Genomic DNA, 11,530 nt, shown 5'->3' with positions numbered 1-11,530 from the left:
CCGTGCGACAGATCGGCAACGGGCGATACAACCTCGTCCGCGAACTGGGCCGGGGCGGGATGGGTGTGGTGTGGCTCGCGCAGGACACGATGCTCGGCCGCCACGTCGCCATCAAGGAACTGATGGTTCCCGGGGGAATCCCCGCGGGCGAACGGGACGCGTACCGGGAGCGGGTGCTGCGCGAGGCGCGCATCGCGAGCCGGTTATCCGATCCTGGCGTGGTCACCGTGTACGACCTGCTTGTCGACGACGGCGAAACCTACATCGTGATGGAGCTGATCGAGGCGCCGACGCTGCAGGAGTACGTCGAACAGCGCGGCCCGATGCCGGCTCCCGAGGTCGCCCGGCTGGCCGGGCAGCTGCTGACCGCGCTGGAGGTCGCGCACGACGCGGGTGTGGTCCACCGGGACATCAAGCCGGGCAACATCATGGTCCCGGCGAAGGGGCCGGTGAAACTCACCGACTTCGGCATCGCACAGTCCTATGAGGACTCCAGGATCACGTCGACCGGCACCATCGTCGGCTCGCCCGCCTACATGTCCCCGGAACGGCTGGAAGGCGGCGACGCCGCACCCGCGTGGGACCTGTGGGCGTTGGGCGCCACGCTGTTCTACGCGGTCGAAGGGCACGGCGCGTTCGAACGCCCCACGACGACGGCGACCATCCTCGCGGTCATGACCGTGCAGCCACAACTACGGTCATGTACGGGACCGCTGGCGGACCTGATCAACGGACTGCTCGAACGCGACCCGGCCCGGCGGATCGGGGCGATCGCAGCCCGTGACCTGGCCGACCGGGCACTGCATCCGGAACCGAGCGCCCCGCTCGCACCAGCGACGACGACCGCGAGACTGCCATCCCCGCCCAACATTCCACCGCCGTACGACATTCCACCGCCGTACAGCATTCCACCGCGCTTCGTTCCCGAGCGGCGGAAGAGACGCCCGGTGGGCGTTCTGGTGGGGATCGTCGTGGCCGTGGCGGTCATCGGGGCAGCCGTGTTCATCATCCCCGAGCTGGGCCGGGCCGGTACGCCATCCGGCCAGGCGCAGACCACGCCGACACCCTCCACCAGCACACCCCCGCCCAGCGTCGCCATGGGCGACCCGCCGACCACCACCTCGACGTCGAGTACGCCGCCGGCCGGCACCCCGACCGCGCGGCAGTTGATGACGTTCGGCAAGGGCGGCGACATCGCCGACTCGGGGTTCGCCTCCGCCCATGGCTGCTTCAAATGGCTGCCGACCAAAGGCGGCAAGGGGCCCACGACCAAGAGCTTCGTCGGCTGCTACGGACCGTACGACGTGCAGTTGTTCGACTCGGGTGGCTGGCCGGGCAACGACAAGGACATCCCCTATCCGAGCCCGGACGAACTGATGGCGAAAGCCGGCGGGCAGTGCGCGGAGACCCTGAGCAAGATCGACTACCCGGACAAGGCGACCGCGCTGCGGTACTGGGTGCTGGTGCCGTCCGAGGAGGACTGGAAGCTCAAGGTCGTCGACGGGTACCAGCGGTCCACCCGGTTCTTCGACTGCTACGCAGGCCGGGTCGACGGCTCGAAGCTGTCCCAGCCGCTCGTCAAATAGCGAACGGCCGGTGGGACGGGTCCCACCGGCCGTTCACCCACAACAGCTAGCTACCGCCGCCCGCGGTCACGTAGCCCGACACGTGCAGCGAGACCGCACGAACCGAGCCGGTGTCCGCGCCGGCGGTGTCGACCACCTTGAACGTCCACGTGCCGTCGGCCGGGCCGAGCAGCGCGTTCAGCGACTGGGCCGGCCGCCAGGTGCCGGTGAACGGCGCCTTGTCGGAACCGACGCCCTTGAACGGCAACGCGGCACTGTCGTCGAACACGACCTTGCACAGGTTGTTTCCGGTGCCGCCGCTGTTGGCGAACAGCACGGCCGAGGCGCCCGACGGCGACGTCAGGGTGCCGACCAGGTCACCGACGAAGGTGTGGTCGATGCCGACGGTCGTCGAGCCGATGTCGGTCGAGCAGGTGGTGCCGTCGACCGAGAACGACAGCTTCGACGCCCGGCCGATTCCGCTGACGGCCAACGGGACCGTCACGCCGGTCGGGTCGTTGTCCGGGATCGCCAGCGGCCCGCCCGTCGAGGCGAAGTCGTGCACCACTGTGGACGGTTGGCCGATCGGGACGGACAGGTGCGTGGTCCGCGGCGACAGCGAGCCGGCGAACGTCACCCGGGCGTCCAGTTGGACCGGCACGCCGAGCTGCTGGCTGGCCGGCACCGACACGGTGAACGTGTTGATCCCGGTCTGGCCGTGGCCGATCGTGCCGTAGAACTTCGAGCGCGGGGTCACGACCACGCCCGGTGTCGAGGAGGTCAGCACGACGCTGGTGGACACCGCGTCGCCGTCGCCCCGGTTGGTCACCGGCAGCAGCACCCTGGCGGTGTCGCCGGGGTTGACGAACGGGCTTCCGTTGGCCCCGCTGACGATCGGCGCCTGCGCCTCGGCCAGCGGCTGCGGGCTGGCGCCGGTGTAGCCGAGGATCCGGTCACCGAGCAGGATGCCGGCACCTGTCACGTTGTCCACACCGGACTGTCCGATGTCGACGGCGGTGTTGGTGAGCGCGGCCCGGACGTCCGTGGGCGCGAGACCGGGGTTGCCGGACAGGATCAGGCCGGCCAGGGCCGCCGCGTGCGGCGCCGCCGCCGACGTGCCGAAGAACGGGCTGAAGCCAGGCGCGGTCGTGTGCACGCCGTCAGCCGCGGTGATGTCGGGCTTCTGCCGGACCGTGCCGCCGGTCGACGAGAAGTTGCCTGGGGTCACCGGGGTGCCGTCCGCGTTGAAGTAGATCTTGCGCGGACCGTCCGAAGTGAACCGTTCCGGCTTCTGCGCCGAGCCGAACGCGCCCGGGAACGGGCCACGCGGGTTCGGCGGGTCGCCCGGCTCCAGGTCGAACGGCAGCGGGTCGTTGGCCGGCGCGGCGGCCACGCTGAACGCGTCCTTCGCCGCCGAGTGGCCGAACGTCTCGCCGTTCGTCACGTACGCCTTGAGGCCGTCGGACGAGTCCTTGTATCGGCCGCCGAGCGAGCTCAGCGTCAGGTACCGGTTGTCGCCCTTGAACTTCACGATCGCCAGTCGCAGGTTGTGGCCGCCGAACGGGGACGTGTTGACCCGCTCGTACGGGTCCTGCGTGCCGGTCTGGAAGCTCTGGCTGGCCTGGAGCACGTTTCCGTTGCCGTCCAACAGGTACAGGTCGTAGTCGTTGGTGGACGCGCCGAGCGGGTCGGCCCACTTGAGCACGTTCACCACGCCGAAGCTGGACTGATCCGAGATGGGCTCGTAGATCTGGGTGCGGCCGCCGGTGGCGAAGTTGTTGGCGGTGCCGGCGAACTTGCCGATGCTCACACCGGAGTCGACGAAGTCGCCCTCCCAGTGCGCGGCCGTGCCGTCGACGGTGTTGCCCTCGTTGCCGGCCGACGAGAAGTACAGCGCGCCGGACGCGGTGACGTCGTTGACCGCGCGGGCGATCGGGCCGTCCTGGAAGGCGCCTTCGTTGAAGTAGACGACATCGTCGACGATGATGTCGCAGTGCCCCTGGGTCCGCAGGGCGCGGATGTTGTCGGCGAAGCTGGCGTCGGAGATGAACGCCGTGGCGAAGCCGAGGTCGGCGCCGGGTGCGACGTCGTGCACGATCTCCAGCATGGCCGTGCCCTCGTCGCCGCTGCCGGCCTGGCCGGGCAGGACGTCCACAGTGGGCAGTTCACCCGCGGCCTGCGAAGCCGGCACGGAGTCGACGCCGTCGGAGAGCACGCAGATCTTCACACCGACGCCTGTCACACCGAACTGTTGGCGTGCGCCGTCAGCGTTGTGTGCGCGGTCGCCTTCGCTGGTGGTCGCCGCGGCGGCCTTGGCCGAAAGAGCGCGCTTGGTGGCCGCTTCGACCTGCTTGGCCTTGTCCTCCTTGCTGGGTCCGGCCTTCCCGGGCGGACCGGGCGGCGTGTTCACCTCGCGCGAGGTCTTGGCCCCCACGGCGGGTTCGACGAAGCGGACATCGGAACGCGCGGCGATGCCTTCGATCGCGGCGAGCGGCAGCTCGGCGCGGATCGAGCCCACGGTGGGCGAGACGTACCGGATGCCGGCACCGGCCTTGCGCAGGTCGTTGACGAGACCGTCGGACACGGTGGCGCGGATGTCCACGGTGACCCGGGCGGCCGGGTCGGCCTTGACCGGCGTCTGCAGCTGCGGCACGGCCGCGGCCAGCCGCCGGTCGGACGTCTCCCGCTTGGCCACCACCAGCGAGCTGTCCATCTTGGACTCGGACTTCGACTGGGAGACCTTCAGGTCCTGCAGAGCGGCGATCTGCCGCTTGGCGTTGTCGGCGGCGGCCGCCTGCGGGTCACGCAGCGGCGCGGCGGTCGCGGGCGTGACGACGCCGAGACCGAGTAGAACGCCCGCCGATAACGCGACAACTCTTCGACTCACCCGTTTGGGTGCACGCACTAGTCCCCTCCAGCGATACAGAGCGTGCCCCGACACACGCTGCCTGTTACCGGAAACCCGGTTCGCTGAACGTACGGTTCTCTTTACCTGGGGTACATCAGCCGTTTGAGGGACGACGTTCCCACACCGCCATCACAGTACGAAAGCATCTGACCATGGCTGGCCGCTCCGACCGGACAAAGCCTCCATTAGGGACACGGCTTGCTTGTCGGTCAGTGACGCTACGAAATCGATCACCGCCCGTCCCCGGGCGAGGGCGTGCACCTCGTCCCGCCCGTGCGGCGCGTCCCCGGTGGCACCGACCAGCACGCCTGGCTCCGAACGGGCCAACGCCTCGTACTCCACTGTGGCCAGCTCGACCAGGTCGTGCAGCCGGCGCGGCAGCCGATCGGCCTCATGCCGATCCCCCAGCCACTGGTCGAGCGCCTCCACCAGGCTCGTGATCAACCGCGCCTGGCCGCGCTGGTGCATCGCCAGGTCCGGGCGCAGCAGCACGAACCGGCGGTGCACGAACTTCAGCACCTGCACCTCGTGCCACTGCTCGCCGCCGAGCACGACGTGCCCCGACCGGGTGGACGGCTCCGGGACCACCGTCATACCCTCGACCAGCCGCGCGGTCCACCGCGCCGAGAACCGCGCGACCGCCTGTTCGGCCTCCACCGACCCGTCGAACGGGGTCGCCAGCAGCTCGTCCACCAGCTCGGCGCGGACCCGGGCCACGGCCGAGTGGAACGCGTCGTCACTGAAGATCCACGCGTCCTTCGCGTGCAGCCGACGGCGCACCAGCTCCAGCGAATGGCCCGGTCCGCGCTCGTGCACCTCCGCGTCGGACAACCAGCCCAGCTCCGCCGCGCTGGACTGCCACCGGCTCAGCTCGGCGGCCACCGGCGCGTGCTGCAACACCCCGATCCGGTGGAAGTCCTGCAGGTCGTGGATGGCGTACGCGATGTCGTCCGCGGTGTCCATCACGGACGCCTCCACGGTCTGCTGCCAGTCCGCGAGGCGGCCCGTGAACGCCTCGCGGGCCTGCGCGAGGTCGTCCAACTCCGTGACGTACGCGGAGAATTTGCCGGATCCGGTGCCCGGCGCCTCGGGCGGTTCGGTGGCGCCACGCGGCGGCACGGACATGAAGCGCGGATGCGGGTCCGGGTGGTGCAGGCGCGTCCACGGGTACTTCAGCATCGCCGCCCGGACGGCCGCGGTGAGGTCCAGGCCGACCGCGGACGGCCCGCCGGTGTCGGTCGTGGTGACGATCCGGAACGACTGCGCGTTGCCCTCGAACCCGTCGGCCAGCGCGAACCGGTGCCGGGCCAGCCGGTCCAGCACCTGCTCGCCGAGGTGCCCGAACGGCGGGTGGCCGAGGTCGTGCGCGAGCGCGGCGGCCTCGACCACGTCCGGGTCACAGCCGCCCAACTCGTCCAGCGACTCGACGAACCGCTGGTCGGCCCGCAGCCGTTCGGCGATCGCGCGGGCCACCTGGGCGACCTTCACGCTGTGTGTGAGGCGGTTGTGCAGCAGACCCGAGCCGCTGGCCGACACCACCTGGGTGACACCCCCCAGGCGGGCGAAGAACGGCGACGTGGCGATCCGGTCGCGATCGACTCGGAAAGGGCTCGCGGCCAGGTCGAACGAGCTCGCAGGGGCACCAAGGGACCGCCGCTCCTCCCGAGGATCACTCATGGACGAAACGTAGTCGTATGGTCCAATCGCACGCATGCCCGATGTCCTGATCGCGGGCGCCGGTCCGGCGGGGTGGGCGCTCGCCGCGCACTGTGCCCGGCTCGGGCTGGAGACGGCCGTCGTAGCGCCGCACCCGCTGCGGCCGTGGCGGCCGACGTACGGGCTGTGGGGTGACGAGCTCGCGATGCTGCCACCGAACGTGACCGCGGCGGAGCCCGCGGTGATTCGCGCGTACACCACCAAGGCACATGTCATCCCCCGCCGTTACGCCATTCTCAGTAACGAGCGTCTGCTGGCCGCACTCACCAAGAATGTGACGGCGATCACCGGAAAGGTCGTCCGGACCGGACCGGATTCCGTCGATCTTGCCGACGGCCGGACAATTGCCGCCAGAACTGTTGTCAACGCCACCGGATCACGCGGCGGAACAGCGGAACAAACGGCTTTCGGGATCATCGTGCCGGCGGAGGTCGCCGCGCCGCTCGTCCCGCCCGGCGAGGCGGTCTTCATGGACTGGAGGTCACGGCACAACACCTTCCTGTACGCCGTGCCGTTGGGCGAAGGCCGTGTCCTGCTTGAGGAAACGTCGCTGGCGCGGCGCCCGGCGCAGGACTTCCGGATCCTGCGCCAGGCGTTGGCCGAACGGCTCGAACCGTACGGGATCCCATTGCTGCACAACGAATCTGAGCGGGTCCGCTTCCCGCTGGACGTGCCGCGGCCGCGGCGGGCCAAGGTGCTGCCGTTCGGTGCCGCCGCCGGATTCGTCCATCCGGCCGCCGGCTACAGCGTCGGCGAGGCTTTCCGGCTGGCACCAAGGATCGCGGCCGCGATCGCCGCCGGTGACGATCCGTGGCCGGCGCTGTGGCCGGCGCGGGCGAAACTCGTGCACTCGTTGCGGCACTGGGGACTGGAGGCGCTGTTGTCACTGTCCGCGGTCGAGACGCGACAGTTCTTCGAGCTGTTCTTCGATCTTCCGCCGGACGCCCAGCGTGGGTACCTTTCCGGCCGGGACGACCCAGGGGGCACAGCCGCCGCGATGCTGTCGATTTTCCGCCGGGCGTCCGGCCGGTTGCGGCTGGTCTGCGCCAAATCGGTGATTGTCAGAGTCCGGCACGTGAACAGATGGTGACGGATTTTTCGAAACGGCTACCCGTTCGGCAGTATTGACCTGTGTCCGCGTCGCAAGAAGTGAGCTTCGCGTTCCAGCCGTTGCTCAGCACCCGCACCGGCCGAATGGTCGCCGTCGAGGCCCTGGCCCGACCCGGCCAAGGCGGCATCCACGCCCTGTACCGCGCCGCGAGCAGGGCCGGCCAACTGGTCCAGACCGATATCGCCCTGGTCGGCCACGCCTTGCTGGCCGCCGAGGACAGCCATACCCTCTCGCAGGACCGGTCGGTTCCGCTGCACGTGAACGTGCTCGCGGCCACCGCCGCCCGGCCGGACGAGATCATGCACTACATCACGCCCGTGCTGCGGCACACCGGCCGGGTGTCCAGCAGCGTGGTGCTGGAGATCGGCACGCCGTTCTGTCAGGTGCGCCGCAAGGACCTGCTGGCCGGCATCGACAAGCTGCGCGCCGAGGGCTTCCGGATCGCGCTCGACGGCATCGGTGACGGCGACGTCCCGCTCGCGCTGCTGGCCGAAGTCGCGCCGGACATGTACAAGGTCGACTCGCACCTGTTGGCGGGCCTGCCGGACGACCCGGCCGCGCTCGCCATGTTCGAGGCGTTGGCGCAGTTGGCCAACCGGACCGACGGTCGGCTCGCGGCCGTCGGCGTGGACAACAACGCGCAACTGCTCGCCCTGTCCCGCCTCGGTGTCCGCGTGGCGCAGGGCCGTGGACTGGCCGACGCGGTCCAGGAACCGGAGCTGTTGCAGGCGATGGCGGAGGCGGCGACGCAGCGCGTCACGGCCGTGAAACCGCCGCGCGTCACCGACTTCCTGCACCCGGCCGTGATGCTGCCGGTGAACGCGACCGCGGACGACGTCCGGTCCACGCTCGCCGAGCGCCCGGACGTCAACGGTGTCGTGCTCGTCGACGACAAGTGGATGCCGCGGTATTCGATCGACCGCAGCAGGTTCCTGCTCATCGTGGCCGGACCGTACGGGCACGCGCTGCACGCCAAACGCGCCGCGTCCCGGCACGCCGACCCGCCGTTGCTGATCGACCGCGAGGCCACCGGCATCGAACTGCTGGAACTGGTCGGCGACACGGACTGGGAACGCACCGCGGACGACGTCGTGGTGACCGACGAGGCCGGCAGGTGTGTCGGCGTCGTGCGGATCACGGAGGTCATCCGTGGCGTCGCGGACATGAAGGTGGAGCAGGCCGCCGCGCTGAACCCGCTCACCAGACTGCCCGGAACGGACGCGGTCGCCCGCGAGGTGGACCGGCGGATCGCCGACGGGCACATGTTCGTGATCTCGTGGCTGGACATCGACTCGTTCAAGAAAGTGAACGACACCATGGGTTTCGCCACCGGCGACGACTTGATCCGGTCGTTCGGCCGGTCGTTGGTGGAGGGGTCCGCCAGCATGCCGGGCGTCGTGGTCGGGCATGTCGGCGGCGACGACTTCCTAGTGGTCAGCGACCTGGACGAGATCTCCCCGCTGGCCGGCACCCTGCTGGACACGCCGTGGTCGGCGGAGGGCATGCCGGTCGCGGTGTCGCTCGCGTCGCTGATCTGCGGAGTGCGGACCGTGTCGTCCTACCGCGAGGCGTCTCGCCTGCTGGCGCCGTTGAAAACGCAGGCCAAAGCCGTTCCCGGGTCCAGTTGGGTGCTCGGCCGGCCCGGGTCCGACCGGGTCGACGTCCTGCGTGGCCGAAGCGCCCCCGGCCCCGCCGAGGCCGCCACCGCCTGACTGTCCACTTCGGATCCTTTCGCCCCAGGTCGAAAAGTCCTCGACCAATAGGTAACCCCTGACCTGCGTGTACACACACGTAAGCAATTTGCTCACGCTGGGTGCTAACGAACGGCCACCGAGCAACCGATCAGTGTGGAAAAGGTTGGCGGCCATCAGGGGGAGAGCATGGCTGGACAACGGCCACTAGGAATGGATCGATTGACCGACGGGTCCGATCTGGTCGACGTTCTTGGCGACTGGACGAGCACGTCCGGTGGGCGGGCACCGCTGTATCGGCGGCTGGCGGAAGCAGTCCGCCGCGCGATTCACGCGGGTGACCTGCACGCCGGTGAACGACTACCGTCCGAACGTGATCTGGCGCGGGCACTCGCGGTCAGCAGGGCGACTGTCGTGTCCGCCTACGACGAACTGCGGTCGATCGGCCTGGTCGACAGCCGCAGGGGCAGCGGCACCAGAGTGGTGCGCCCACCGAACTTCCGGCCCAGCGGGGACGGGCGGTTGCGGGCGGCGAACCCGATCATCAACCGGGCGTCGGAGCATCCGGGCGACGTGATCTCACTCGCCCGCGCGATCGACCCGGGCGCACCGCACCTGCGTGGCGCCCTGCTCGACCTGGTGCACGCGGACCTGCCGGCGCTGCTGGCCGGCTCCGGGTACCACCCGGCCGGGCTGCCCGAACTGCGGCAGGCGGTCGCGTCGTACCTGACCGCGACCGGCCTGCAGACCGAACCGAAACAGGTGGTGATCACCACCGGCGCCCAACAGGCGATCGGCCTGATCACCCAGATGTACCTGCGGCGCGGCTGGACCGCGGTGGTGGAGTCACCGTCGTGGCCGGGCTGCCTGGACGTGTTCCGGGCCACCGGGGTGCGGCTGGTCGGCGTCGAACTGGACGCCGAGGGCATCCGGGCGGACCTGTTGGCCAAGGCCATGGCCGAGCACGGGCCGGACCTGCTGTACGTGATGCCGACGTACCACAACCCGACCGGCGTGCTGATGTCGGCGAACCGGCGCAGGCGGATCGCCGAGCTGGCCGCCCGCTACGCCGTCCCGGTGGTGGAGGACCACGCGTACACCGTCGGCGCGGCCGAGGGCGCGCCGCCACCGATCGGGGCGTTCGCCAGCACCGGCGCCGAAGTGCTCACAGTCGGGTCGCTGGCCAAGTCGGTGTGGGCCGGCCTGCGGATCGGCTGGGTGCGCGGCTCGATCGAAACCGCCGAACGCCTGGCCCGGCACAAGGCACTCGCCGACCTGGGCAGCCCGATCCTGGACCAGGCCCTGGCCGCGCGGCTGCTGCCACAACTGGCCGAGCTGGGCGCCACCCGCGCGATGGAACTACGGGAACGCCTGGGCCGCGCCCGGGAACTGCTCACCCAGTACATCCCGGAGTGGCGCTGGCGAACCCCGGACGGCGGGTCGGCGCTCTGGATCGAACTGCCCAACACCGACGCCCGCGTCTTCGCGCAGGTCGCGTTGCGCCACGGCGTCGAAGTCGTCCCAGGCGCCGCCACCGACCCGACCGGCGCCCACGACAACTTCATCCGCTTCCCCTTCGGTTTCCAGGACGAAACGCTCACCGAACTCGTCCACCGCCTGTCCCGGGCGTGGGGCGAGTCCCGGCGCTGATCGTCAGGCGCGGTAGGCGGCGGTCGCGGTCTGGACGAACGACTGGACCAACGGGTTCGGGTCCCCCTCGTTCCAGACCGCCACCACGCGGCTCGGCGCCATGTCGGTGAGCGGGACCACGGCCAGCTCGCCGGCCATGGTGTGGCCGAGCGGGGTCATTCCGACCGTGCCGTTCCAGAGCACGGCTTGCACACATTCCTGAACGGCACGCACCACTGGCCCCTCGCGTGGTACGCCGCCGTTCCAGTACTCCTGCCAGATCGGGTCGGTGCCGGCCGGGAACTGGAACCAGCGTCGGCCGGCCAGGTCGGCCAGCTGGAGACGGTCCCGGCGGGCCAACGGATCGTCGGCGCGCAGCACCGCGCCCACCGGGTCGGCCCGCAGCTCCCGCACAGTCAGGCCGGTCTCGTCGAAGGGTCCACGGGTCAGGGCGACGTCGACCAGTCCGGCGCGCATCCCGCAGGTCGGGTCGGTCAGATCGGTCTCGCGGACGTGGACCTCGATGCCCGGGTGCTGCCGGCGAAACTCGGCGGCCAGCCGAGTCACGTCACGGTCGGCGCTGTCGGCCAGGATGCCGACGGTGATGGTCGCGGCGCCGGCCGCCGCGGCGACGCGCACACGCACACGGTCGGCGTGGTCGAGCAGCGTGCGCGCCTCTTCCAGCAGCGCCGCCCCGGCCGGGGTGAGCGTGACGCCCGCGGCGGAGCGGTACAACAACGCGGCGCCGACGTCGGTCTCCAGTTGCTTGATCGCCCGGCTCAGCGGCGGCTGGCTCATGTGCAGGCGCGCGGCGGCCCGACCGAAATGGAGTTCCTCGGCGACGGCCACGAAGTACCGAAGCGTGCGCAACTCCATGACCGGCGACGATATCCGTACGGTATCGCCACCA

The 11,530-nt window shown here is 70.3% G+C and carries 7 protein-coding genes; 4 read left to right on the top strand and 3 right to left on the bottom strand.

Features of this window, described 5'->3' with window-relative positions; translation table 11 throughout:
• The first annotated feature begins 2 nt into the window (after positions 1 to 2).
• The gene (locus tag EV192_RS55075) at positions 3 to 1,586 is read left to right on the top strand and encodes a serine/threonine-protein kinase (protein ID WP_243727345.1); all 1,584 of its coding nucleotides are present in this window, start codon (positions 3 to 5) and stop codon (positions 1,584 to 1,586) included.
• A 46-nt stretch (positions 1,587 to 1,632) separates the two neighbouring features.
• On the opposite strand, the gene EV192_RS38455 is transcribed toward EV192_RS55075, so the two are convergent.
• Complete coding sequence (locus tag EV192_RS38455; protein ID WP_243727344.1) at positions 1,633 to 4,452, bottom strand: S8 family serine peptidase; 2,820 nt, start codon at positions 4,450 to 4,452, stop codon at positions 1,633 to 1,635.
• 150 nt (positions 4,453 to 4,602) lie between these two features.
• Entirely contained in the window at positions 4,603 to 6,150 is a 1,548-nt protein-coding gene (locus EV192_RS38450) for a deoxyguanosinetriphosphate triphosphohydrolase family protein (RefSeq protein WP_132123563.1), read from the bottom strand.
• A gap of 34 nt (positions 6,151 to 6,184) precedes the next feature.
• Here EV192_RS38450 and EV192_RS38445 point away from each other — a divergent pair, with 34 nt between their 5' ends.
• From EV192_RS38445 to EV192_RS38435, 3 genes are all read left to right on the top strand, one after another.
• The gene (locus EV192_RS38445; RefSeq protein ID WP_132123562.1) at positions 6,185 to 7,279 is read left to right on the top strand and encodes a lycopene cyclase family protein; all 1,095 of its coding nucleotides are present in this window, start codon (positions 6,185 to 6,187) and stop codon (positions 7,277 to 7,279) included.
• 41 nt (positions 7,280 to 7,320) lie between these two features.
• On the top strand, positions 7,321 to 9,012 hold the full coding sequence (locus tag EV192_RS38440) for a GGDEF domain-containing protein (RefSeq protein ID WP_132123561.1): 1,692 nt from the start codon (positions 7,321 to 7,323) through the stop codon (positions 9,010 to 9,012).
• A gap of 192 nt (positions 9,013 to 9,204) precedes the next feature.
• Positions 9,205 to 10,641 (top strand): aminotransferase-like domain-containing protein, encoded by a 1,437-nt coding sequence (locus tag EV192_RS38435; RefSeq protein WP_243727343.1) that lies wholly within the window; start codon positions 9,205 to 9,207, stop codon positions 10,639 to 10,641.
• Between the two features lie 3 nt (positions 10,642 to 10,644).
• Here EV192_RS38435 and EV192_RS38430 read toward each other — a convergent pair whose 3' ends face one another.
• A complete protein-coding gene (locus EV192_RS38430) occupies positions 10,645 to 11,496 on the bottom strand; it encodes a LysR family transcriptional regulator (protein WP_132123559.1) in 852 nt (283 codons plus the stop codon).
• Positions 11,497 to 11,530: the final 34 nt, after the last annotated feature.

It is taken from the genome of Actinocrispum wychmicini (assembly GCF_004345645.1).
GTDB classification, from domain to species: domain Bacteria; phylum Actinomycetota; class Actinomycetes; order Mycobacteriales; family Pseudonocardiaceae; genus Kibdelosporangium; species Kibdelosporangium wychmicini.
Note: the sequence above shows the minus strand (reverse complement) of the source record. Positions and strands in the feature narration are given on the sequence as shown.

Excerpts from the sequence above, each read along its gene's own strand:
- EV192_RS38450 (WP_132123563.1), bottom strand. The coding sequence starts at position 6,150 with ATGAGTGATCCTCGGGAGGAGCGGCGGTCCCTTGGTGCCCCTGCGAGC.
- EV192_RS38445 (WP_132123562.1), top strand. The coding sequence starts at position 6,185 with ATGCCCGATGTCCTGATCGCGGGCGCCGGTCCGGCGGGGTGGGCGCTC.
- EV192_RS38435 (WP_243727343.1), top strand. The coding sequence starts at position 9,205 with ATGGATCGATTGACCGACGGGTCCGATCTGGTCGACGTTCTTGGCGAC.
- EV192_RS38430 (WP_132123559.1), bottom strand. The coding sequence starts at position 11,496 with ATGGAGTTGCGCACGCTTCGGTACTTCGTGGCCGTCGCCGAGGAACTC.